Origin of the sequence: Citricoccus muralis (assembly GCF_003386075.1) — a bacterium.
GTDB lineage: Bacteria > Actinomycetota > Actinomycetes > Actinomycetales > Micrococcaceae > Citricoccus > Citricoccus muralis.
Map to the genome: position 1 here is coordinate 782,633 of NZ_QREH01000001.1, position 22,431 is coordinate 805,063.

Below are 22,431 nucleotides of genomic sequence, written 5' to 3' on the forward strand. Positions count from 1 at the left end.
ACATCCACCCCTGATCGAGAAAACCGGTACGTCTGGTTTCCAGCCTAGTCTTCCAGGACGACCCTCAGTCCTCCAGGATCACCAGCTGCCGGGCGGCGCGGCTCATGGCCACGTACCGGTCCACCGCACCCTCGATCCCGGTACCGAAGTCTTGGGGGTTGACCAGGATCACCAGGTCGAACTCGAGGCCCTTGGCCAGGGCGGGCGTCAGGGAACGCACCCGGTCCCGCCCCGCCATCGGCGCCTTGCCCTGAATCGCGTCTGCCGCGGCGGTCCCGTCCGCACTGATCACGACGGCGGCGCCCTCACCCTGGTCGTGCTCCTCCAGCCAGGCGTCCAGCACCTGGTCCAGCTCGCCCACGGTGCCGTGGCGCACCGCGTTCCCCGAGGCCCGGACCGAGGTCGGCACGTTGGCATCCGGGATCGCGGCCCGGATCACGGGGGCCGCCTCCGCCATGACCTCTTCGGGTGTGCGGTAGTTGATCGTGAGCGTGGCGATCTCCACCGGCCCGACCCCGACGCGCTCCAGCCGTTGCCGCCAACTCTCCGTGAACCCCTGCCGGGCCTGGGCGCGGTCCCCGACGATGGTGAGGCTCCGGGACGGGCACCGGTCCAGCAGCATCTGCCACTCGGCGTCGGTGAGTTCCTGTGCCTCGTCCACCACGATGTGCTCGAAGGGCCCCGTCAGTGGGTCACGGACTTCCGCCGGCAGGTCCTCGTCGACGACCAGTTTGTCCCGGATGTCCTCGGTCTTCAGGGAGGTCATCTCCTGTAGCTCGGAGTCGTCGGCGGCCACCAGTTCGTCGATCACCCGGTTCATGGCGGCCTGGTTCCGCTCGCGCGCCTGGTCGCATGCGCGGCGTTTCCAGGCCGTGTCCGGATCACCGATGCGGCGGCGGGCCGCGTCCAGGATCGGCAGGTCGGACAGCGTCCAGGCCTGAGGGTCCGCGCGTTGCAGGGATCGCACCTCGGCCGGCTCCAGTGCCGGGGCGCACCGGGACAGGTAGGCGGGCACCGTGAACAGGTCTCCGACGATCTCCTCCGCACGCAACACGGGCCAGGCGCGGGCGAAGGCAGCCCGCAGGTCGCCGTTCCCCTCGAAGGATCGGTACAGCAGCTCGGTGGACGGCCCCCCGTTCTCCTCGTCCTGGGCAGCGTTCGGGTGCGCTGCGGCACTGTGGGTCTCCACCAGGATCTGGAGCAGCGCCGCCCAGACGTCCTCCCGGGCCTCGTTGTGCGGGGTGCCGGAGTCAGGGGCATCGAAGGCCTCGGCCCAGTCTTCGGGGTACAACCAGACCTCGTCCCACGGTGCCTCCACCAGCAGGGGCTCGGCCGGAGGTTCCTCATACAGCCGGACCGCCGGCTCCACGGCGTCCACCAGGTCGCGGCGAGCCTTCAGATCGGCCACCCGCGGATCCGCCTCGGCGGGAGCCGAGGCCCCCTCCGGGAGCAGGCCGCGCACCGTCGTCGTGAGCACCCCGTCCTCGCCGAGTGAGGGCAGCACGTCCGCGACATAGGCCAGGTAGGGCTCGTGGGGGCCCACGAAGAGCACGCCGCCACGGTGGCGGCGCAGCCGCTCGTCGGCGTAGAGCAGGTGTGCCGTGCGGTGCAGGGCGACGACGGTCTTGCCGGTGCCAGGGCCGCCGTCGACCACGAGCGCCCCGCGCGAACCGGCGCGGATGATCGCGTCCTGGTCCGCCTGGATGGTGCCGAGCACGTCCCGCATGCGCTCGGTCCGGTGGGCGCCGAGACTGGCGATGAAGGCGGACTGGTCGTCGAGTGCGGCGTGGACCTGCAGTCCGCCGGACAGTCCCTCCGTGGTGAAGACCTCGTCCCAGTAGTCGGTGATGCGCCCGCGGGTCCACCGGTAGCGGCGGCGGCTGGCCAGGCCGAGGGGATGGGCGTGGGTGGCGGCGAAGAACGGCTCGGCCGCAGGGGAGCGCCAGTCGATGAGCAGACGGTGTCCATCACCGTCGGTCAGGCCGGTGCGTCCCACGTAGACGGTAGTGCCGCTGCCGTCGGACGAGACCATCCGGCCCAGCACCAGGTCCAGACCGAACCGTCGGAGCAGGAGCAGGCGGGAGGACAGCCGGCGGATCTCGGCATCCCGCTCCAAGGCATACTCGCCGCTGCCACGCGGTTGCCGGCGCAGGGCGTCGAGGCGGCTGCCGTCCTCGGCGCGACGGCGGCCGAGGGAGGCTGCGATGGCCGCGAAGTGGGCGTCGTCGTCCGCCACCAGGTCCGGATCCGACTTGGCGGAGAGGTGTTCCGGGAGGGCGAAGGCTGAGGTGCTGGTGCGATGGTGGGCTGTGGTCACGGGACGGCTCCGATCTGATTCGACCCGGCGATTCTGGCAGTACCGGGGGGCCTTGCGGCAAGGCCCCTGCTCGGGCATAGTCTGAAGATGGCGGAGGGGATTCGCCCCCATACGACCACCGGGGGAACGGACACCATGAACGGAACCACAGTGCACCGGATCGCCCGGGACGCGGCCCTCCAATTCCCCGCCGTCACCGTGGACCAGCCCTTCGGCCCGGACAGCGACGTGTTCAAGGTCAAGGGCCGGATGTTCATGTTCCTGGCCGAACTGGACGGCGAACCGATCGTCAACCTCAAGGCGGAGCCCGAGGACTCCAGCGCCCTGCGCCAGGCCCATCCCGAGGTCACCCCCGGTTACCACATGAACAAGAGGCACTGGATCACCGTGACCGGCGGGGACACCATCACCGGCGGACTGGTCGGGGAACTCGTGCTCGATTCCTACCGCCTGGTGGTGGAGAAACTGCCACGGCACGCCCGCCCGGTGGACCCCGAGACCTTCGGCACCACCACACCGGCCCGTTAGTGAGAGAGGGACCCACCATGACCAGCATCGACCTCACCGAGAGCACGCGGAGGGTGGCTGCCGTGGTGCGCGGGATCGAGGACGCGCACCACTATGCCCCCACGCCGTGCCCCCAGATGCCCGTCCACCTGCTCCTGGCGCATCTGCACGGCCTGGCCATCGCCTTCCGTGACGCCGCCCGCAAGATCGATGGACCGACCACCCAGACGGCCCCGGACCCGTCGCGGCTGGAACTTCCCGGGGACTGGCGGGAGGCCCTGCCGGCCGAGTTGGAGAACCTCGCCGCCGCCTGGAACGAGACGGGGGCACGCACCGGAACGACGACGGCCGGGGCGCAGACCATGCCGTCCGACGTGGCGTTGCTGGTCGCCCTCGACGAGGTCGTGCTGCACGGCTGGGACCTGGCGGTGGCCACCGGCCAGGACTATGCGGTGGAGCAGCAGGCGCTGGACGCCGTCGAGCAATTCTGCGCCGGGATCCCGGAGGAGCCGGGCGAACGGGAAGGGCTCTTCGGCCCCCGGGTCCCGGTGCCGGCGGAGGCACCCCAGTTGGATCGGGTGCTGGGCCTGTCCGGCCGCGATCCCGGGTGGCGGCCGCCGATTCACTGAGCCGTGCGGCCTCACACCAGTACCGCCTGCTACCTGCTCGCCGCTGGAGCACCCGGACCGGTATAGCCTGATATGTGGCGTGCCACTGCGGCACCCCAGAATGGACGTGCACCATGGCACCATCGAATCATCCTGTCCTCGGCGTGTTGGGGACCACCCGGAAGACCGCCGAGTACCGCGTTCCTCTGCACCCGGACCACCTGCAACGCATCGATCCCTCCTTACGGAGCAGGATGGTCCTGGAGAAGGGCTACGGCGAGCGGTTCGGCTACTCGGACGCGAACCTTGCTGAGCTGGTGGGCGCGGTGGCTGACCGACCGGCGGTCATCGCCGCCGCCGACACCGTGTTGCTGGCCAAGCCGCAGGCGGCAGACCTGGCTGAACTGCGGGACGGGCAGACGCTCTGGGGATGGCCCCACTGCGTGCAGGACCGTGGACTCACCCAGCAGGCCATTGACCGGCGGCTGACCCTGATCGCCTTCGAGGCCATGAATCACTGGGCCAGTGACGGCGGCTTCTCACTGCACGTCTTCCATCAGAACAATGAGCTGGCCGGGTACTGCTCCGTGCTCCATTCCCTGGCCCTGACCGGTGTCACCGGGGACTACGGCCGCCGGCTCAGTGCCGTGGTGATCGGATTCGGCGCCACGGCGCGGGGCGCCGTCACGGCCCTGAAGGCCCACGGCATCTCAGATGTCCGTGTGCTGACCAACCGCAAGGTCGCCTCTGTCGCCTCACCCATCCATTCCGCGCAGATGATCCAGTTCGACCATGACGGTGGCCCCTATCTCAGCGAGGTCATCACCGATGACCGCGGACGGGTTCCGCTGGCTCCCTTTCTGGCCGAGAGCGACATCGTCGTCAACTGCACGTTGCAGGATCCCAATGCCCCACTGCTCTACCTGCGCACCGAAGACCTTGAGGCCTTCCGGCCCGGCAGCCTGATCGTGGATGTCTCGTGCGACGAGGGCATGGCGTTCGAGTGGGCCCGTCCCACCACGTTCGCCGACCCCATGTTCAACGTGGGCGGGACCATCGACTACTACTCGGTGGACCATAGCCCCTCGTACCTGTGGAATTCGGCCAGCTGGGAGATCAGCGATGCCCTATTGCCCTTCCTGGACATCGTCATGGGCGGACCCACCGCCTGGGACGGCAGCGAAACCATCAGCCGAGCCATCGAGATCCGCGACGGAGTCGTCCTCAACCCCGCGATCCTGGAGTTCCAGGGCCGCACGGGGGACTACCCGCATCCGAGCGGCTGACCGGACGGCGGACCGGCGACGCGGGGTCTACAGGTGCAGGCGTTTGGCCAGTTCGTGGCGGACCTGCCGGCCCCGTCCGAGCTGCAGCAGCCCCAGGGCGAGCAGGCTGAGGGCACCGCAGATCGCCGACGGCAGCGGGGTCGTCACCCAGCCGAAGAGGAGGAACCCGAGCGGTGCCAGGCCCAGGAGCACCGTCAGGCCGCTGTAGACGATGTGCTCGCCCACCTCGATGCGCATCACCCGGACGGTGATCAGCAGGGCGACGATCGATGAGGCGCAGACGATGGGCACCGCGAAGGTCAACGACCAGCCGAGCCACCCCGTGAGGTAGTCCCAGTACACGCAGACCAGGCCCACGAGCACCACGAGGTACACGGTGCTCTTGGCGAGGTTGCGCCGCTTGCGCACAGCCATCAGTACCACCAGCCACATCGCGCTGACGCCCAGCCACACGGAGCGCAGGACACCGATGCCGTCCAGGTCCCGGTTGAACAGCAGTTGGGCCGTGAACGAGGCGAGGATGACCGCGATCGAGGCGAGGAACAGGGCCCTCAGGACTCGACGCCGGGAGAACTGGAGGGGCACCGCGGGGAACGGACTCGGGGTGACCTCGCCCGAGGTCGGGGCTGCGCACAGGGGGCAGTGGTTCCAGGCGCCCTCGATGTCCACGGCGCAGTCCGGGCAGCGACTCATGCCTCCACCTCGGTCTGCACCCCGGTCTCCACCAACCGGAGCTCCTCCTCGGTGACTCTGGCCGCGGCCACGGATACCGCGATCCCGCGGTCGGTGAGGTGCCGGGCGAACTCCCTGATGTGTCCCGTCTCGGTGAACGGTGAGGAGAAGCTGATCGTGAGCAGGCCGGCGTGGGAGACGGCGCAGAACTGGGGGCGGGCCGCCGAGACGTGGAGCAGCATGCGGCCCACGTGGGAATCGACCGGATCTGGCAGGTTCACGCGGCCCATGTTGGAGATCGCGACGGTCAGGCCGCGGTTGTTGACCCGGTTGACCAGACCCAGGATCAGGTCCTTGAGCGGCCGCGGCACCACCCGCAGCACGGGCGTCCGCTCGAAGCGGATGAAGCGCCGCAGTTTCCTCTCCAGGGCCTCCGGGGTGGCCTTCGGGCGGAACTGGCCCTCCAGCTGGCGGGCAACGGAGCCGACGTCGTCCTCGCCCTCACCGTAGGTGTGCTCCACCCGGACGGCCGCGAAGAAGTTCCGCGCCGACGTCGAGGGGAAGAACTGACGGAGGTTCACGGGCACCGAGACGGCCAGGGTGCGGTTCCGGCCCAGCCCGCCCGAGGACCGGCGGACGGACTCGAAGAAGAGGGCGGTCAGGTACATGGTGAGCGAGACGCCCTCGGCCCGGGCCAGGCTCAGCACGTCCCGGGCAGGCAGGGTGAGCTCGACGGCACGGGTGCGGTGGTCAGGTGTGCGGGTGCCCCTGACCCGGTGCACCCGCTTCCGCGGAGGCCGGGCCGCGCCGGTGGCGGGCGCCTGGCCCTGGCGGCGCCGGCGGAAGTAGTGCGCGAAGCTGTCGGCGGTCAGCTCGTGGACCGGAGCTTCTTGGAGCCGTTCAGCCGGTACCGTGCCGTGGGGCTCCGTGCCGGTCTGTCCGGTGGCAACAGGATCGGCGCCCGCATCGGGGGCTGTCCCGAGAGCACGGCCCGCCTCCGGGTAGCGCAACCCGACGTATGCGGTCACCAGGTCAGAGAGGAACCACAGCGCCCCGGTGCCGTCGGAGAGGGCGTGGAACACCTCGAGGTTGATGCGCCGGCGGTGGTGCAGCACGCGGAACAGCAGGGTGCGCCGGTCCGCCTGATAGATCGGGGCACAGGTGTGCTGGACCTCCGCGCTGACGAGGGGACGGAGGTCGCTGTCCTGCAGGTAGTACCAGAACACGCCGCGCCGCAGCACCGCACGGTAGAGCGGATACCGGTCGTACGTGGCGTCCAGGGCCTCCTGCAGCAGCTGTGGATCCACCTCGTGGTCCATTTCCGCACTGAGGCGGAACACCTTGGGATCGGCATCGGTCCGAGCCGCCAGGAAGATGTTGGAGGCGTTGTCCAGCCGCGCCCAGGTCCGCCCGGTCATGGCGCGTCCTGACGGCCGGGGCGACCGGCACCGCCGGGCCTCTCAGCGACCGTGGAGTCCTCGTCGAGGAAGGCGTTGATCACCTCGTACGCCTCACGCAGGGAACGGGAGAACCGGGGCAGCGCGATGAACCCGTGCAACGCCCCGTCCACCCGGTGGACCCGCACCTCATTGCCGGCTTCTGCCAGGGCCTCTCCGTAGGCCTCGCCCTCGTCGCAGAGTAGGTCCAGTTCCGCCGTGATCACCATGGTCTTCGGCTGTCCGGACAGATCCGGGGCCATCAGGGGGGCAACCAGATGGTTGCGGCGCTGCTGGCGGTCGGGCACGTACAGGTCGAAGTAGTCCTGGACCTCCGTGGAGGTGAGCCGGTAGTCCTCCCCGTGATGGCGGACCGAGGCGAACGGCGACGTCGCGGGGTCATGGTCCCAGTGGGTCACCGGGTAGAGGAGGACCTGCCGGCTCGCCCCGCTGTGGCCGCGCTCCCGCAACATCAGGGAGACGGCGGCTGCCAGGTTGCCGCCGGCGGAGTCGCCCACGAGGACGACATGGGCGGCTGAGTCGATGCCGGCCCGCTGCGGATCCTCCAACACCAGCCGTGCCACGTGGTAGCAGTCCTCCAGGCCCGCCGGGAAGGGATGTTCCGGGGCCAGCCGGTAGTCCACGGAGGCCACCACGCAGCCGGTGAGGTCGGCCATCGTGGCACAGGCCGGGGTGTAGCTCTCGATGTCACCGGTGACCCAGCCGCCCCCGTGGAAGAAGAGCAGGACCTCATCGCGCCGTTTCTCCTTCGGCTGGAAGACCCTCACGGGGACACGATGGGTCCCCGCATCAGCCGCCGTCTGCCGGTACACGGGCCGGTAGCGCGGTCCCGACAACGCGGCGACGTGCTGCTGGAATCGCCGGACCTTCGCGTAGTCCTCCCGCACGTTGAGTCGCGGTGCGGCGAACAGGCCCAGGACGGACCGGAACAGCCGGTTCACGGGCGGGAGTGGGGTGGTGCGGTGGACGGGTCCATGTGCTCAGCCTAGTGGTCTCCCGGCGGTGGCCATGGACTCAGTCGGAGGGATCCAGCGGGGAGAGGGCGGGAGCGAAGTTGAACAGCCGTAACCGGGCGTTCCCGGCCAGACTCGGTGAGTCCGCCGCCGGGTCCACATCCACGGAGGACAGGCTCGCCGGATGGCTCGGCACCGTCCGGGCTGGATCAAGTCCGACGGCGGCCCGCAGGTAGGCGCGGACCGGCCCGCCATGCGTGACGACCATGAGGGTCCTGAGCCCCCGGGCGTGTGCGTCCCGGATGGCTTGGTCCACGCCCGCCACGACGCGGTCGGTCAGGTCCGCGAAGCACTCTGCGCCCGGCGGCTGGTACTGCCCGGCCCGCCATTGCTCGTACAACTCCGGGGTGGAGGCCTTCAGCTCGGCCGAATGGCGTCCTTCCCATGAGCCCAGGAAGGCCTCGTTGAGCCGGTCGTCGGTGGCGTCCAGACCCGCCCCGAGCAGTTCCGCGGTTTCGCGGGCGCGGGCGAGCTCCGCTGACACCACGTACTCCGGGGCCAGTCTCCGGATGGCGCCCAGCAGCGCGAAGGCCTGTTCGCGTCCCGTCGTGGACAGCCCGATGTCCCGTTGGCCCTGCAACCGCCGCTCGAGGTTCCAGGTGGTCTCGCCGTGCCGCACCAGGATCAGGCGCATCATCGCCCGGCCCCGCCCACGGCTTCGCCCACAACCACGCCATCGGAGCCGAAGACGGCGTCGGGCTCTGCCGGGAACACGACGTGCACCGGATCGCCGGGACGCAGGTCCACCGGGGACGGGAGGATCATGCTGAGGCGGTCGCCGCCGGGTAAGTCGACGCCGACCACCCACCGGTCCGCCAGCGGCACCTGGTCGGCGTAGAGGGCATCGAGGGCCGTTCGGTGGCCCGTCTGCCCCGACGCCGGCGCGTCCGGTGGGGTGGGCGCCAGCATGATCGAGGTGGCCCGGTACATGACCTGCACATTCTCCCCTTCGGCCACACCGGCGGGTGCCGGCCCGCAGTCCAGCCGCGCGGCCGTCGTCGGGCCTTCCGCCATCAGCCGGCCCCCGGTGACGGTGCAGGGCAGGACGTTGGCCGGAGGAGTGCCGATGAAGGTGGATGTGAACGCGGTACGGGGATTCTCCAGCAGCTGGCGGGGAGCTCCGAACTGCTCGATCCTGCCGTCCTTCATGAGTGCCACATGGGTGGCCATGGTCATCGCCTCCACCTGGTCGTGGGTGACATAGACACTGGTTGCACCGGTGGCACGGTGGATGCGCATCAGTTCGCCGCGGGTGTCCACGCGGAGTTTGGCATCGAGATTGGACAGGGGCTCGTCGAACAGCAGGATCTTCGGTTCCGGTGCGATCATCCTCGCGATGGCCACTCGCTGCTGCTGGCCTCCACTGATCTCCCCGGGGTACCGTTCCGCCAGCTCGGAGATGGCCAGCAGCTCCAGCACCTCGGCCACCCGCTTCCGACGCCGGCCGGCCGCCCACTTCGCGACCTTGAGCGGCCATTCCACGTTGTCCCGCACGGTCTTATGCGGCCACAGGGCGTACGACTGGAACACCAGACCGGCTTCGCGCTGGGCGGCCGGGACGTTGGCGGTCCCGTCCCCGCGGGCGATCACGCGGTCGCCGAAGCTGATCTGACCGCCGGTGGGCTGTTCCAAGCCGGCGAGCATACGCAGGGTGGTGGTCTTGCCGCAGCCCGAGGGGCCCAGCAGTACCAGGAACGCCCCGGCGGGGACGGTGAAGGAGATGCCGTCCACGGCCTTGGAGTCGCCGAAGTCCTTGCGCAGTCCGGTGACGGTCACGGAGCCAGAGCAGTCGGAAGGGGACGTGGCTGTGGTGGTGAGTGTGGTGGCGGGCGTGGTGCTGTCATGGACCGCGCCGGGCCGAGCGCGGACGGCGGTCGTGTGAGGGTCCTTCAATGGGGAGTCCTTTCGGGACGGGGGCGGTTCTGGGAGGACGGGAGCCGGGCTCGACCCGATCAGGTCCGCCATCAGGGGGCCGTGGTCTTCCGTGCCCAGGGCTGGGCGGCGCCCTCGAATCGACGGGCGGCCAGGGTGGCACCCACCGAGATCACCGCGATGATCACGGTGACCGCGTTGGCCAATTGGGTGAAGTTCTCCGAGGAGTACTGATAGGTCAGCACGGCGAGCACCGGCATGGCCGGGGTGGCCAGCAGCACCACCAAGGACAGGTCACGGACCATCTGCACGAACACCAGCACCCCGCCAGTGAACAGACCCCGCGCGGTGAGCGGGGCGATCACGGACCTCAGCCGCCGGACCAATCCGGCCCCGGCCATGACGGCGGACTCCTCGATGTCCGTGGAGACCTGGCTCATGGCCGCCGTGCCCGAGCGGACGGCGAACGGGATGGTGGCCGCGATCCCGGCCATCACGAGGATGGTGAAGGTGCCGTAGAGGCTGGGGATCGGGCCGATGGGTGCTCCGAACTGCGCGATGAACGCCGCGCCCAGCGCGATGCCGGGGATGAGGAATGGCACGAAGGAGAGCACGTTCAGTGACCCGATCATCCACCTCGGGTGCCGACTGCGGGTGACCACGTAGGAGATCAGCAGGCCCAGCAGGCCGGCGCCGAGGGCCACGCAGACGCCCAGCAGCACGGTGTTCGCTGTGGCCTGGAGGATCTGCGGATTGTTCAGCACGCCGCGCTGCCCCTGGGCGATCGACGGGTCCGAGCCCCCGATCCAGTAGTGCAGGGTGAGCCCGGACGTGAAGTCACCGGTCCGCCGAGCCAGCGAGCTGAGCACCAGCACGATCCCGGGGAGGATGGTGGTGCAGGCCACCACGAGCCAGGACAGCGCCCCGACCAGCCAGCCCCAGGCACCCAGGGCTATCCCACGCTGGCGGCCGCCCTTGCCGGTGATCGTCGCGAAGCTGCGCCGGCCCCCGGTGACCCGGGTGGAGGTGTACATGATCATGGCGGCCACCACGATCAGCACGATCGACAGCACGTAGCCGCGGGGGGTGTCTCCGGTGGTGATGGACCCGTACAGCCGGGTCGAGAGGGTGTGGAAGCGCACCGGCAGCCCCAGCAGGGCCGGGGTGACGAAGTTGGAGACACCCTCCGCGAAGGCCAGCAGCGCGCCGGAGACCAGGGCGGGTGCGACCACGGGCAGGGCGATGTCCTTGGCGACCCTGAGCTTGGAGGCCCCGGTCATCTCGGCAGCTTCCATCAGGTCCCCGTTCACGGACGCCAGGGCCGCAGCGATCAACATGAAGGACAGCGAGAAGTAGTGGGCGGTCAGCGTCAGGGCCACCGGGACCGGCCCCCAGGCCAGCCAGTCGGGCACCTGGAAGCCCAGGTTCCACAGGATCCCCGTGGACCCACCGACCAGGTCGTTGCGGAACACCGACTCCCAGGCCAGGGCCAGAGCGAAGCTCGGCAGGGCGAACGGGATGGTGGCCAGGACACCCAGCACCGCCCGTCCGCGGATGCGTGTCATCACGACCACCCAGGCGAGGAACCCGCCGATCACGGTGGAAAGCACCGCGGTGGTGACCCCCATGAGGATGGAGTTCCCCAGGGGGTCCCACAGCAGGTTCTCGGACAGCCGTGAGGCGAAGACGTCCGACCAGGCCTCTCGGTTGCCGGCCGTGAGCGTGGAGCTGACCAGTCCGACGATCGGCGCGACGACCAGCACGGCCAGCACCAACAGGGTGCCCAGCCCGAGCACCACGGCGGGCTGGCGCGCGGCCACGCGGAGGCGGACGGCCATCGTCGTGACGGTCATACGATCAGCCCAGCGTGAGGATGAAGTCGGCCACGTCGGAGCGCGTCTCGGCGAGGGCCTCCGGATCGATGTCCCACGCCGCCAACTCCTCAAGGGAGACGGCGCCCTCGGGATTCTCCACATCCTCGCGGACCGGGTAGTCGCCGGCCACGTAGAACGGCTCGTAGCCGGGGCCGCCCGTGGGCGAATCGTCGCCCATCAGGAAGTCGATGGCCAGCCGGGCGGCGGCCGGGTTCTCCGAGCCCGCCACGAGTCCCAGGTAGGCGGGAAAGGTGATACCGGTGGAGGGCCCGGTGCCGAGCGAGACCTGCAGGGCCCAGCCCTCGTCCTCGTTGTCCCGTCGGTCGGAATAGGAGGTGAAACCCACCGGTGGGTCCTCCTGGCCGGTCTGGCCGACGGCGGCATTGACGTTGTCCGTGTCATCCACCAGGACCAGTCCGTTGGCGTAGAGGTCGGCGATGAACTGCTCGCCGGCAGTGGCGACGCCCTCGTCCAGCTCGATGGCCCGACCGAAGTGCTCCTGGTGGGCGGCGGCCATGGCGTCGGACTGGGCGACGATCTCGGTCATCAGGTCCAGGTAGTCGCCGCGGACCGTGGGGTCCACCATGACCACCTTGCCGTTCCACTCCTCCTCGGTGAGCTGCCAGAGGTTGGTGATGGGGCTGCCCTCCGGGTGGGCCTCCTCGTTGTACATCAGCACCTTGGTGGACAGGCGGTTGGCCAGCAGCGGTTCCTGGTACTCGGCGGGGACCACCTCGGCCATCCGCTCGGGCACGTGGTTGGTCAGGATGCCGTCCTGGAGCAGTTCGGTGACGACGACGGGTGCATCAGAGATATAGGCGACGTCTGCCGACGGTGAACCGGCCTGGGCCTCGGCCTGCAGACGGGTGATCTGCTCCGAGGAGGAGATGTCATGGCCGATGAAATCGATCCCGGGGTACTCCTCTTCGAAGGCCTCTTCGACCTGGGCGATCCGGGAGGTGAAGGAGTAGACGGTGACCTGACCCTCCTCGCGGGCCCGCTCCACCAGTTGCTCCTGGGTGAGCGAGTCGAGCTCCTGGTTCTCGGCAGAACTCGCCGGCGACGACCCTGCCCCAGCGTTCTGGGCGGCATCGGGAGAACCGCCACCACAGGCGGCGAGGGTGAAGAGCAGGGGGAGGGAGACGGCGATGGGCAGGATCTTCTGTGAACGCATTTCCAGTCCTTCGGGGATGTTTTCGGGCAGGGAACGGTAGGGCGGGGTACATCAAGGGGAAGCGGGTTGAATCGATCAGATGGAGGTGGGCCTGGGGACGGTGGTCAGTCGAACGCGGCCATCAGCCCGTCGAGGGCATCCAGCGCCGGGAGCAGCGCCTGGTCGTGACGTTGGGCGATGGTCAGCACCAGTGCGTTGGCGATGGCCATGGGCACCGTGAGGGAGGCGAATCCCTCGCGGCTGTCCTGATGTCCACGCGGCGCGGAGAGGATGGTGTCGGGGGCAGGGTCGAGGGTGTGCATGGTGTCGGTGATCAGCGCGGTGCCTGCGCCGACCCGCTGCGCGTGGCCCAGCAGCTCGCTCAGATCGCGTGGCGGCCGCCGGAAGGCGAACGCCACCACGAGGTCTTCAGCGGTCAGGCTGAGGATCCGCTCGGCCACGTCCCGGCCGGTGCCGGTCAGGTTGACCGTGCGGATGCCGAAGCGGCGCAGTCGCCGTTCCATCAGTTCCGCCAGCACCGAGGCATTGCCGCGAGCGAAGAGGTGGACGGTGCCGGCGGTGGCGATGCGGTCGGCGAGCCGATCCAGCTGGTCCTGGCCCACGTGCCGGCACAATTGGGACAGGGTGTCCAGTTCGGTGGTCAGCAGGGTCTCCAGCACGGAGTGCCCACCGGAGTCCTGGAGTTCCACCCGGAAACGGTCGCCCGCCCCCGTGAGCCCGGTACCCAGGCCCTGCCGGAGATGATCCCGCAGTTCCGGGTAGCCGTGATATCCCAGGCGCTGGGCCAACCGGGTGGCGGCCGCCGGGTGGACGCCGGCGCGCCGGGCCACGTCTTCGCCGCGCCACAGCGGCGCCTCTGCCGGATAGGACAGAAGCTCGTCCACGAGCGCCCGATCCGACTTGGTCAGTCGGCTGCGGTGCTCGTCAACGCGGTCGGGGAAGCTCATGGAACCAGCGTAAGCGGCAATTTGAGTTGCATGCGTGGAATGAGTGCAAGTTATCTTGCTGTTCATTAGACCTTCACCGACTTCATTGCCGGCCGGGAACTACCGCCAGATCCTGAGATGCTGGAGGACATGTGGCAACAGGCGGCGGGTCGAGTGGCGGTCATCGTTCCGTGGCTGGAACGGCACCAGGTGGTGCTGTACGTGGCCGCGCTGCTGGCCGGGGCCGGCGTCGGGCTCCTGGTCCCGGCCGTGTCCACACCGGCGGGGCACGCGATCAATCCCGTGCTCGCCCTGCTGCTCTACTCCACCTTCCTCGCCGTCCCGTTCCGGCGCCTGGCGGGAGCCTTCCGGGACGGCCGGTTCCTGGCCGTCGTCCTACTGGTGAACTTCGCGGTGGTCCCGCTCGTAGCCTTCGGACTGTCCCGCCTCGTGGAGCCGTCCCCGGTGCTGGAGGTCGGGGTGCTGTTCGTGCTGCTGACCCCGTGCGTGGACTATGTCATCGTCTTCACGCGCCTTGCCGGTGGTGCCGCGGACCGTCTGCTGGCGGCCACGCCGCTGCTCATGCTGGCGCAGATGGCGCTGCTGCCCGTCTACCTGGGGCTGATGGTGGGGGAGAGTTTCCTCCAGACGGCCGACGCCGGCCCCTTCATCGAGGCCTTCGTCCTCCTCATCGCCCTGCCGTTGGCCGCCGCGTGGCTTACGCAGACGGCCGCAGCCCGCTGGCGTGCCGGCCGCTGGATCCGGGACGGGGCACTCGCGGCCATGGTCCCGCTGATGATGGCGACCCTGGCCGTGGTGGTCGCGTCCCAGATCTACGACGTCGGCGCGCACCTGGGCGGCCTGCTCGCCGTGGTCCCGGTATTCGTGGGGTTCGCGGTGGTCATGGTGGTCATCGGCCTGGCAGCCGGCCGGCTGGCCACACTGGACGCCCCGGGCCGCAGGGCAGTGGTGTTCAGCGGCGTGACCCGGAACTCGCTCGTGGTCCTGCCGCTGGTGCTCGCCCTGCCGGCCGCCTTCGAGCTCGCACCGCTCGTGGTGGTGACCCAGACCCTGGTGGAATTGGTGGTCATGGTGGTGCTGGTCCGTGCCCTGCCCGTAATGGTTCGGAAACGTCTCCGGACCTGAAGGCTCAGCGAGCCGCCCGGCCGCCCTCGGACTGCTTGTCCCGCTCATCACCGCCGTGGACCTCGGCGGGCAGCTCCTCGACGAGGGCCACCACCACGTCCTCCAGCTTCCAATCCAGATCGACGATGCCCTCCGCCAGCTCGCGCAGGCGTGCGGGAGTCTGTGCCGCGCCCTCGTGGGGGACGACGAACATCTCCGTGTGGAACACCTGGCCCTCGTCCCGGACACGGGCGCCGGCATCCTGCACCCAGTCGACCGACCGGGCGTAGTCCTCCGCCTTCGCCACCAAGGGGTGTGGTTCCTCGCCCGTGATGGTTCGGGCCCGGGCATCGGCCAGGTCCGTGATCGCGGTGCCCACGTTCGTCACGCCGTCCTTGAGGATGCTGGCACCCACGAAGATCGCGGCAGCCGCATCGAACCACCACCACCCCAGTCCCACGCCGGCCACGCCGATGGCGGTGCCGAGGCTGGTCCGCCAGTCGGCCTTGAGCATGTCCGCATCCGCATAGAGGACCTTGTTGTGCAGCTCGGTTGCCACCTGCAATTTGAGGCGGCCGAGGATCACCGGAACGGGGATGAGGAGAAGCATGAGGCCGATCATGAACCAGCCCTGCCACAGGGTCTGGCCGAAAAGGTGGAACGTGCCGATCGGCGGATGCTCACCCTGGATGAGGCCCATAGCCGAATCGATGACCAGGTACGAACCCATGACCAGCAACGCCACCGCGGCCACGAGATGGCCCACGCCCACGGCCCGGTGGTTCCCGTAGGGGCGCTGGAGCGTCGGGCGGGTGTTCACGACTGTCACCGCCACGATGAAGGCGATGGGCGGGACGAAGGCGAGCATGTCCTCGATCCACGCGGCCTTCATGGCTTGGGAACTGCCCATGACCAGGGCGATCAGTGAGACGGCGACGGCCAGGTAGCCGATGGTGATCCACTGGAGCCGCATGGCCCGGCGCAGGGACCTCTGGAGTTCGGGGGAGAGTTCGGTGTGCCCGAAGCGACGGTCGGTCTGGTTCACGGAGTGACCTCCGGGTGGCGCTCGTCGAGGAATCGCTCGAGTTCGCCGAGCATCTGGTTCTCACCCAGCGGGACGGCCAGGACGAGGTTGACGGTCTTGCCGTCCGGCCCGGTGTCCTCGGCATAGGAGCGGGTGAGGGCGGCTTGGGAGGACCAGGGGGACTGGTCGGTCAGTCCTCCGGCCATCAGGTCCACGTCCCCGGTCTCGAGGGCCGTGATCAAGGCCTCCTCGCCGGAGGCGGTCCATTCGATCTCCGCGTCGATCTCCTCGGCGAAGGCCCGGATGAGTTCCACCTCGCTGCCGCTGGGTTCGGCACCGGTGGCATCCACGTACGGGGGGTGGTGGACTACACCCACGGAGAGCTTGCCACCCGAGACGTCATCAAAGGTGCCGTTCGGGTCGGCCGGATACGCCGAGGACGTGCAGCCGCTCGCCGCCACGGCCACTGCGGTGACGAGGAATCCGCTGGTCATGGCGGCTTTTCTGGAAATGCTCATGGATCCTCCTTCTCCTGGGGCCACTGTAAGGAGAACCAGCCCTCGGTGGCTAGTTCCGGCACAGGCGGCTACAGCGGCAGCCGGGCCTTCACCGTGAAGCCGCCCTCCGGCGTCGGACCGGCCTTGACCGTGCCGCCCAGCGCGCTCACACGCTCGCGGATGCCCTTCAGGCCGAGCCCGGCGCCCGGCGCCGCCAGGGACCCGTCACGGGCGGCCGGCCCGTTGGCGATGCGGACCCCGATCTGGTCTCCCACCGAGACCTGCACGCGGATGGCGGCGCCGGGCGCGTGCCGCAGGGCATTGCTGACCGCCTCCTGGACCACCCGGTAAGCCGTCAGGCCCGTGGCCGGAGGCACGACGGCGGACCAGTCGCCGGCCGCACTCGCCACCCCCGGTCCGCCGTTCCCGGAATCAGCAGTCGCCGCACTCAGCGGCAGCGGAAGGAGTTCCGGGTCGATCTCCAATTCCACGCGCGCCCCGGAGGAACGCGTGGTGGCCACCAGCTGGGGGATGTCCGCGATGGTCGGCTGGGGTGTGGTGTCGGCGGCATCGTCACCGCGCAGGATGGCGAGCAGCCCCCGCATCTCGGTCAGCGCGCGGCGGGAGGAATCGGCGATCGAGTCGAACTCGCCCCGCGTCGGCTCGTCCATGCCGGGCAGCCGGTAGGGGGCGGTGGTGGCCTGCACGGAGATCACGGACATGGAGTGGGCCACCACGTCATGGAGCTCCTGGGCGATGCGGTTGCGCTGCTGCAGTTCGCGGCGCTTGGTCTCCTCCTCGGCGGTGAGCTGGCGTTCATGGTCCAACTGACCACGGCTGCTGAGGAGCAGTCGAATACCGCTGCCGACGGCGAGGGCGCCGCCAGTGAGGGAGACCACCGTCGTCACGTTGGATATCACCATTCCGGGGGGAAGCTCTGTGTCCGGGATCAGCGCGAGTCCGAGCCCCCCGACCACGGCACCGGCGAGCCAGCCCGCAGCCCCGAGCCGCCAGGAATGGCGGACCGAGACCACCAGGACGAGCAATACGTAGGCGATCAGGGTGGTGACGGGCCAGGGCCACGGGCCGGAGTCCGGATCCACAGCGGACATCGTGCCCAGGGCCGCGGCCGTGCCCAGCAGGATGGCCGGGATCGGCCGCCGGACGGCGAGGGGCACAGCGGCCGCCTGGCCGATGGCCAGCACCATGGCGATGGCGACGTGGACGTGGTGGACCGCGGCGAGGATCGGCCAGCCCGTGGCGATCAGGGCCACGGCGGCGCAGAACGTCAGCAGCCAGGCCCACCCACTGCGCGAGAAGCTGGCCCGGGCCGGTGACGGGGGAGATGACGGGGGAGATGAGGGAGGGGACGGCTCGGCGGCGCGCATGGTGTTCACGCTACCCGGGCCGCGATCGGCAGCGGATATCCCGGCGTCAGTCCGACACCCAGTGCGGCCGCCGTGGTGGTGGCGTCCAGCAGAGCCAGCCCTCGCATCACGGCGGGCAGGGTGAGCAGGAAGAGTACGCCGACCAGGAAGTTGAAGACGGACTCGACCGCGTAGCTGGTGGCCACGGCATCCGGGATGGCCCCGCCGGTGAGGGCTTCGAGCATGCCGGCGGCCAGAGGATACTCCTGCTCGCCGCGGGGAAGGTAGTGACCCCACAGGACATAGGTGGTGCCCCCGAGGGCCCCCGCCGTCCAGGTCACGGAGGCCACGAAGGTGAGGGTGCGCAGGGGGAAGGCGATGAGGGTCTCGAAGAGCAGATCCAGCCAGCGCCGGGGGTCCCTGAGGTAGCGGAGGGATCCGGTGACCCCGGTGCCGCCGGGACGGTACCGGGGTTGCTCGAGCTGGCCGCCCCAGGAGCGCACGCGGTTGCGGGACAGCTCGGCGAATCCGGTGGCCACCAGCAGGACGAGGGGCAGCAGCCATACCCCGATCCAGATGATGGCGGTGCCGAGAGACAGCGTGAACAGGGGAACGAGCAGGACGAAGGCGAACAGCGAGATGAAGAAGCCGGGCAGGACGAAGGCGTAGTCACGGCCGAGGCGGGCCAGGACGGATGATGTGGTGTTCATGGTGGCGAAGCTACGGAGCTGGCCGGGCCTGGTCATCACCCGGCAGGGTGAACGTGGGGGCTACGTGCGGGCTACTTCGGCGTGACGGATACGCTGGTCGGGTGAGCCAGAGACCTGCGGAACCGTTCTCCGCCATACACCCGATCCGCATCCTCATCGTGGATGACCAGGCCATGGTCCGCCAGGGCTTTGGGGCCCTGTTGGACGCCCAGGAGGACATGTCCGTCGTCGGGAGCGCACAGGATGGCGTCGAGGTGGTGGACCTGGTCAAGCGGTCCCGGCCGGACGTGGTGCTGATGGACATCCGGATGCCGGTGGTCAATGGGCTTGACGCCACGCGTGCGGTCTTCGCGATGCCGGGGGACATCCACCCGAGGGTGATCATGCTGACCACCTTCGACGCGGACGAGTACGTGTTCGCCGCCCTGCAGGCCGGCGCCAGCGGATTCCTGCTCAAGGACGCCACCGCCGAGGACCTCGCGAACGCCGTGCGGGTGGTCGCGGCCGGGGAGGCTCTGCTGGCACCGTCGATCACCCAGAAGTTGATCGCGGACTACGTCAGCCGGCCGGTGGCGCGCCCACCGGACGTGGCCGTCCTGGGAGAGCTGACCGAGCGTGAGCTGGAGGTCATGCGGCTCGTGGCCACGGGACGGTCCAATGCGGAGCTGGCCGGCGAGCTGTTCCTCTCGGAGCAGACGGTCAAGACCCATGTGTCCCGAATCCTCGCCAAACTCGGCCTGCGGGACCGGACGCAGATCGTGGTCACCGCCTATGAATCAGGGCTGGTCAACGCGGGGCGGTGAGAGACGGCGAATGCGCGTCTGCCCGACGCCGGCCACTCGGGTGGGTGGCAGGCGTCGGACAGCATCGCCGCCGGCGGACCGGCTCGTCTCAGCAGTCGTCCAACGGGGTGGCCTCCGTCAACCCGTACTCGGCACGCTCATCGAGGAGCAGCGGGATGAGCGTCTTTCCGGGCTGCGCCATGGTGACGAAGGCGCCCTCGGCGTTCTCCTCCCACGTGATCTCGTGCAGTTCCAGGGTGGACCCCAACTCGGTCAGCTGCGCCTCAGTCAACTGGTATCCGCACATGGGGTGGGGCTCCGCGCCGTCACTGGTGGTCGGGAGCATGTTGTCCTGGCCGCTGAAGTAGACGACGCCGGCCTGGTCAGCACCGGCCTGGGTGGCACGTTCGGCGGCCTGGGCCGACTGGCGGGCGAGCCGGGTCCGGTTCTCCGAGATCATGGCCAGCGAGCCGACCGCGCTCGAGTACTGCACGTCCACGGCACGGCGGTTCGCCAGCAGCGGGTCGTTCTCCTCCTCGGGGGTCACCGGTCCCTGCGCCGCCTCCGTCAGTTGCCCGGTGATGTGCTTGAGGCCCGTGTAGTTGCGCAGGATCCTGGCCTGGTGGTCACCGGCCACCTGCTGGAACGGCTCACCGTCCTTGACCAGCAGGCCGTAGATCCCGCTGGTCATGCCATTGGCCTCGATCTGTGCCCCGGTGTAGTCGTTCACCATCCGCTCGGAGAGATCATGGATGGTGGAGTCCACGTTGCGGTTCCGGGGCCACAGGACCAAAGCCTGCGTGTCATAGAACTCGCGCGGGCCGAACTCGTGGAGGTCGTTGAGCACGTCTGGATTCCAGTCCCGCATGACCGTGGCCAGGGCCTGGGCCTCCGGGGTGGCGAGGGCCAGGAAGTCACGGTTGATGTCCACATCGTCGGCATTCTCCCGGGTGTCAGCTTCCCAGCCGTCCGGGTTGGTGAAGATGAAGCCCACCGTGGTCTTGTTCAGCAGCCGTTTCCACGCCGGATCCTTGGTGGTGCTCAGGTCCCGGGCTAGCTGCAGACATCCCTCCCGCCCGGAGGGCTCATCGCCGTGGATCGAGCAGTTGAACAGGATCATGGAGCCATCGGCGACCTCCTCCTGCGATTCCGGTGCCGGGGATCCGACCGTGACGAAGTTGAGGGGCCGGCCCTCCACCGACTCACCCACCTGCTGCAGGGCGACGCGCTCGCTGCCCGCATCGAGTTCCTCCAGGTAGGTCTGCGCCTCCTCGACCGTGGTCCAGTTCGCCCCGTTGCTGGCCTCGAACGGTGTCTGCAGTCCTCGTGACGGAGCCTCGGCCAACGACCGCTCCAGGGCTTGCGTGTCCGCCGTGTCAGGACTTGCTGCCGTCTCGCTCGTGTCCGGTGCAGCGGCCGTGGGGCCCGCCACCAGTGCCGTGCCGGCCAGGGCCAGCACGCAGGCTACTGCGGACAGTCTCTTCTTGTGTCCCATGGGAAATGCCCTCCTCCTCGGTTGAGACGGGGCCCGGTGGGACGTCCTCGTCCACGGACTCGGCCTCTTGAACCCGGCCAGTAGATGGGACGCGCTCAGGGAACGTCAAGGTCTAGTCTGTGGCCAGGAGGCAGACCATGACCACGTTGTTCCTCATCCACGGGCGGGGCCAGCACACCGCTCCCGGTGTCCCCGCTGGTCAGGTGGCAGAGCACGCGGAGGCCATCCGCCGCCGGTGGTTGCATGCACTGAACACCGGACTGCACGACGCCGGCCGGCCAGCGATCCCGGACGCCGCCCCGGTCCTGTTCCCGTTCTACGGCAATGCCTTCCGCGACGCGGTCGCCGAACGCGAAGGCTCCGGCCCGGGGCCGGACCTCGCCCGCTGGAGTACCGGCCAGCCGTTGCCCGCCGACGTGCAGGCGGTCTGTGAGGTCAAAGCCGGATTGATCCATGACGTCACCGAACTCTTGCGGTTCGACCCCGACTCTGCATCCCTTCACCCCTCAACCCGTCACCCAGAGTCCGTTCACCCCGAGTCCCTTCACCCCGCGGTCGGTGAGCCGACCGCACGGGGCCTCCCGGCCGGCGTCGGACGTCCGTGGTGGGAACTGGACGAACTGCTCCGGGTGCCGTGGCTGCGAGCGGCCCTGCAGTTCCTGGCCGAGAGGGCCGGGGTCTCCGCGCGAGTGATCGAGGAGTACTTCACGGACGTGGCCTACTATCTGGGCTGCGCCGAGGTGCGTCAGACCGTGCTGGCGATCGTGGAGCGGGCGCTCGCCGATGTCCCGATGGGGGAACCCGTGGTGGTGGCCGGGCACAGCCTGGGCAGCGTGGTCGCCTACGATGCGCTGATCCGGGGTGCGCAGGGACGTTCGATCGCCCTGGTGGCGACCACCGGGAGTCCCCTTGGCCTGCCGGTGGTGCAGAGGCACCTGCTCGGGGGAGCGGGGGACGGGCCGGTGCCGGTACCTGCGGTGGTCCCGGCGCGGTCCGGAGCCTGGGTGAACGGCTATGACGTCCGTGATGTGGTGGCCATCCTGAATCCGCTGGGCCCCCGCCTGGAGCAAGCAGCGGCCGCGCAGGTGCGGGACGTGCGGGTCGGCTCGGGAGATGAGCCGCATGCGGTGATCGGGTACCTCGAGAACGCCGCGGTCGCGGAGCCGATCGGCCATGCAGTGGTCTCCGGGTCTCGTGCTGTCCCGTGATCGTCCACGGCATCTTCACACTGCCGAGCGGCAGTCCTAGGGTGAGGGTATGCGGTGCACCTGATGCACGTGATCTTCCTGATCCGCCGTGGTGCACCCGGTCCGATGCAGGAGGTCCGAGATGGTTGTCTCTCATGATTCGCGGCCGGCAGCTCGCCGGCAGGATCCCACCATCCACTTCAGCCCGTATCGCCACCCGGAGCACTCTCCACCGGAGCCGCACGGGCCGGTGTCCGTCTTCCGGGCCCTCTTCGAACTGAATGGGGACCAGCGGATGTCTATGGGCCTGGCCCGCGCCATCTATGCCGTGGTGGTGGTGGGCATCGTGGTGACCTGGGTGGCCGTGGTGGTCATCGGGTTCAGTCAGGGGATCACGCTGGGGGTCCTGGCCGTGCTGCTCGGCTGGGTACCCGCCGTGCTCTGGATCGCCTGTGCCCGGATCATCCTCGAGTTCTCCACCGCCATGGACACCCTGATCGAGCGGCCCTCCGACGGACGCGCCGCGCACTAGGAGATG

The 22,431-nt window shown here is 69.3% G+C and carries 21 protein-coding genes; 7 read left to right on the forward strand and 14 right to left on the reverse strand.

What is annotated here, in order from left to right:
• Positions 1-64: 64 nt before the first annotated feature.
• A complete protein-coding gene (gene helR / locus C8E99_RS03385) occupies positions 65-2,317 on the reverse strand; it encodes an RNA polymerase recycling motor ATPase HelR (protein ID WP_245952059.1) in 2,253 nt (750 codons plus the stop codon).
• Positions 2,318-2,452: 135 nt separating this feature from the next.
• Between helR and C8E99_RS03390 the strand changes: the two genes are divergently transcribed.
• From C8E99_RS03390 to C8E99_RS03400, 3 genes are all read left to right on the forward strand, one after another.
• A complete protein-coding gene (locus C8E99_RS03390; RefSeq protein ID WP_115931107.1) occupies positions 2,453-2,845 on the forward strand; it encodes an MmcQ/YjbR family DNA-binding protein in 393 nt (130 codons plus the stop codon).
• 17 nt (positions 2,846-2,862) lie between these two features.
• Positions 2,863-3,453 carry a TIGR03086 family metal-binding protein gene (locus C8E99_RS03395; protein WP_115931108.1) on the forward strand — a complete coding sequence of 197 codons (591 nt, stop codon included), beginning with the start codon at positions 2,863-2,865 and terminating at the stop codon, positions 3,451-3,453.
• 113 nt (positions 3,454-3,566) lie between these two features.
• Complete coding sequence (locus C8E99_RS03400) at positions 3,567-4,718, forward strand: N(5)-(carboxyethyl)ornithine synthase (RefSeq protein WP_115931109.1); 1,152 nt, start codon at positions 3,567-3,569, stop codon at positions 4,716-4,718.
• 27 nt (positions 4,719-4,745) lie between these two features.
• Here C8E99_RS03400 and C8E99_RS03405 read toward each other — a convergent pair whose 3' ends face one another.
• The 8 genes from C8E99_RS03405 to C8E99_RS03440 form a co-directional block, all read right to left on the reverse strand.
• On the reverse strand, positions 4,746-5,411 hold the full coding sequence (locus tag C8E99_RS03405; RefSeq protein ID WP_115931110.1) for a DUF6320 domain-containing protein: 666 nt from the start codon (positions 5,409-5,411) through the stop codon (positions 4,746-4,748).
• A complete protein-coding gene (locus C8E99_RS03410) occupies positions 5,408-6,808 on the reverse strand; it encodes an alcohol acetyltransferase (protein ID WP_115931111.1) in 1,401 nt (466 codons plus the stop codon). The genes C8E99_RS03405 and C8E99_RS03410 overlap by 4 nt, the downstream gene beginning before the upstream one ends.
• Positions 6,805-7,788 carry an alpha/beta hydrolase gene (locus tag C8E99_RS03415; RefSeq protein WP_115931112.1) on the reverse strand — a complete coding sequence of 328 codons (984 nt, stop codon included), beginning with the start codon at positions 7,786-7,788 and terminating at the stop codon, positions 6,805-6,807. Before C8E99_RS03415 ends, C8E99_RS03410 begins: the two co-directional genes overlap by 4 nt.
• Positions 7,789-7,861: 73 nt before the next feature.
• The gene (locus C8E99_RS03420) at positions 7,862-8,497 is read right to left on the reverse strand and encodes a histidine phosphatase family protein (RefSeq protein WP_115931113.1); all 636 of its coding nucleotides are present in this window, start codon (positions 8,495-8,497) and stop codon (positions 7,862-7,864) included.
• The gene (locus C8E99_RS03425; protein ID WP_245952060.1) at positions 8,494-9,753 is read right to left on the reverse strand and encodes an ABC transporter ATP-binding protein; all 1,260 of its coding nucleotides are present in this window, start codon (positions 9,751-9,753) and stop codon (positions 8,494-8,496) included. Before C8E99_RS03425 ends, C8E99_RS03420 begins: the two co-directional genes overlap by 4 nt.
• 71 nt (positions 9,754-9,824) lie before the next feature.
• Complete coding sequence (locus tag C8E99_RS03430) at positions 9,825-11,585, reverse strand: ABC transporter permease (protein WP_115931115.1); 1,761 nt, start codon at positions 11,583-11,585, stop codon at positions 9,825-9,827.
• A 4-nt stretch (positions 11,586-11,589) separates the two neighbouring features.
• Complete coding sequence (locus C8E99_RS03435; RefSeq protein ID WP_115931116.1) at positions 11,590-12,780, reverse strand: ABC transporter substrate-binding protein; 1,191 nt, start codon at positions 12,778-12,780, stop codon at positions 11,590-11,592.
• Positions 12,781-12,884: 104 nt separating this feature from the next.
• Positions 12,885-13,727, reverse strand: a complete 843-nt coding sequence (locus tag C8E99_RS03440) for a MurR/RpiR family transcriptional regulator (RefSeq protein ID WP_115931117.1) — start codon at positions 13,725-13,727, stop codon at positions 12,885-12,887.
• 117 nt (positions 13,728-13,844) lie between these two features.
• Between C8E99_RS03440 and C8E99_RS03445 the strand changes: the two genes are divergently transcribed.
• A complete protein-coding gene (locus C8E99_RS03445; protein WP_245952061.1) occupies positions 13,845-14,852 on the forward strand; it encodes an arsenic resistance protein in 1,008 nt (335 codons plus the stop codon).
• Positions 14,853-14,856: 4 nt separating this feature from the next.
• Here the strand turns inward: C8E99_RS03445 and C8E99_RS03450 are convergent, their stop codons facing one another.
• The 4 genes from C8E99_RS03450 to C8E99_RS03465 all read right to left on the reverse strand — a co-directional run bounded on the left by C8E99_RS03450 (position 14,857) and on the right by C8E99_RS03465 (position 18,429).
• The gene (locus C8E99_RS03450; RefSeq protein WP_245952062.1) at positions 14,857-15,876 is read right to left on the reverse strand and encodes a cation efflux transmembrane domain-containing protein; all 1,020 of its coding nucleotides are present in this window, start codon (positions 15,874-15,876) and stop codon (positions 14,857-14,859) included.
• Positions 15,873-16,373, reverse strand: coding sequence for a transporter substrate-binding domain-containing protein (locus C8E99_RS03455; RefSeq protein WP_115931118.1), 501 nt, complete (start codon positions 16,371-16,373; stop codon positions 15,873-15,875). The genes C8E99_RS03450 and C8E99_RS03455 overlap by 4 nt, the downstream gene beginning before the upstream one ends.
• Before the next feature lie 68 nt (positions 16,374-16,441).
• On the reverse strand, positions 16,442-17,740 hold the full coding sequence (locus C8E99_RS03460) for a sensor histidine kinase (RefSeq protein ID WP_147301162.1): 1,299 nt from the start codon (positions 17,738-17,740) through the stop codon (positions 16,442-16,444).
• A 5-nt stretch (positions 17,741-17,745) separates the two neighbouring features.
• The gene (locus C8E99_RS03465) at positions 17,746-18,429 is read right to left on the reverse strand and encodes a sensor domain-containing protein (RefSeq protein WP_170144516.1); all 684 of its coding nucleotides are present in this window, start codon (positions 18,427-18,429) and stop codon (positions 17,746-17,748) included.
• A gap of 101 nt (positions 18,430-18,530) precedes the next feature.
• Between C8E99_RS03465 and C8E99_RS03470 the strand changes: the two genes are divergently transcribed.
• Entirely contained in the window at positions 18,531-19,232 is a 702-nt protein-coding gene (locus C8E99_RS03470; protein WP_281269055.1) for a response regulator, read from the forward strand.
• A gap of 88 nt (positions 19,233-19,320) precedes the next feature.
• Here the strand turns inward: C8E99_RS03470 and C8E99_RS03475 are convergent, their stop codons facing one another.
• Positions 19,321-20,706: a M14 family zinc carboxypeptidase gene (locus C8E99_RS03475; protein WP_115931122.1), complete on the reverse strand. Its 1,386-nt coding sequence runs from the start codon at positions 20,704-20,706 to the stop codon at positions 19,321-19,323.
• A 137-nt stretch (positions 20,707-20,843) separates the two neighbouring features.
• Here C8E99_RS03475 and C8E99_RS03480 point away from each other — a divergent pair, with 137 nt between their 5' ends.
• Both C8E99_RS03480 and C8E99_RS03485 read left to right on the forward strand, forming a co-directional pair.
• Complete coding sequence (locus C8E99_RS03480) at positions 20,844-21,914, forward strand: alpha/beta hydrolase family protein (protein ID WP_115931123.1); 1,071 nt, start codon at positions 20,844-20,846, stop codon at positions 21,912-21,914.
• A 121-nt stretch (positions 21,915-22,035) separates the two neighbouring features.
• Entirely contained in the window at positions 22,036-22,425 is a 390-nt protein-coding gene (locus tag C8E99_RS03485; RefSeq protein WP_115931124.1) for a DUF4282 domain-containing protein, read from the forward strand.
• The last annotated feature ends 6 nt before the right edge of the window (positions 22,426-22,431 follow it).

Excerpts from the sequence above, each read along its gene's own strand:
- C8E99_RS03460 (WP_147301162.1), bottom strand. The coding sequence starts at position 17,740 with ATGCGCGCCGCCGAGCCGTCCCCTCCCTCATCTCCCCCGTCATCTCCC.
- C8E99_RS03465 (WP_170144516.1), bottom strand. The coding sequence starts at position 18,429 with ATGAACACCACATCATCCGTCCTGGCCCGCCTCGGCCGTGACTACGCC.
- C8E99_RS03480 (WP_115931123.1), top strand. The coding sequence starts at position 20,844 with ATGACCACGTTGTTCCTCATCCACGGGCGGGGCCAGCACACCGCTCCC.
- C8E99_RS03420 (WP_115931113.1), bottom strand. The coding sequence starts at position 8,497 with ATGATGCGCCTGATCCTGGTGCGGCACGGCGAGACCACCTGGAACCTC.
- C8E99_RS03395 (WP_115931108.1), top strand. The coding sequence starts at position 2,863 with ATGACCAGCATCGACCTCACCGAGAGCACGCGGAGGGTGGCTGCCGTG.
- C8E99_RS03400 (WP_115931109.1), top strand. The coding sequence starts at position 3,567 with ATGGCACCATCGAATCATCCTGTCCTCGGCGTGTTGGGGACCACCCGG.
- C8E99_RS03435 (WP_115931116.1), bottom strand. The coding sequence starts at position 12,780 with ATGCGTTCACAGAAGATCCTGCCCATCGCCGTCTCCCTCCCCCTGCTC.
- C8E99_RS03485 (WP_115931124.1), top strand. The coding sequence starts at position 22,036 with ATGGTTGTCTCTCATGATTCGCGGCCGGCAGCTCGCCGGCAGGATCCC.
- C8E99_RS03430 (WP_115931115.1), bottom strand. The coding sequence starts at position 11,585 with ATGACCGTCACGACGATGGCCGTCCGCCTCCGCGTGGCCGCGCGCCAG.
- C8E99_RS03445 (WP_245952061.1), top strand. The coding sequence starts at position 13,845 with ATGCTGGAGGACATGTGGCAACAGGCGGCGGGTCGAGTGGCGGTCATC.
- C8E99_RS03390 (WP_115931107.1), top strand. The coding sequence starts at position 2,453 with ATGAACGGAACCACAGTGCACCGGATCGCCCGGGACGCGGCCCTCCAA.
- C8E99_RS03455 (WP_115931118.1), bottom strand. The coding sequence starts at position 16,373 with ATGAGCATTTCCAGAAAAGCCGCCATGACCAGCGGATTCCTCGTCACC.
- C8E99_RS03405 (WP_115931110.1), bottom strand. The coding sequence starts at position 5,411 with ATGAGTCGCTGCCCGGACTGCGCCGTGGACATCGAGGGCGCCTGGAAC.
- C8E99_RS03440 (WP_115931117.1), bottom strand. The coding sequence starts at position 13,727 with ATGAGCTTCCCCGACCGCGTTGACGAGCACCGCAGCCGACTGACCAAG.
- C8E99_RS03410 (WP_115931111.1), bottom strand. The coding sequence starts at position 6,808 with ATGACCGGGCGGACCTGGGCGCGGCTGGACAACGCCTCCAACATCTTC.
- C8E99_RS03475 (WP_115931122.1), bottom strand. The coding sequence starts at position 20,706 with ATGGGACACAAGAAGAGACTGTCCGCAGTAGCCTGCGTGCTGGCCCTG.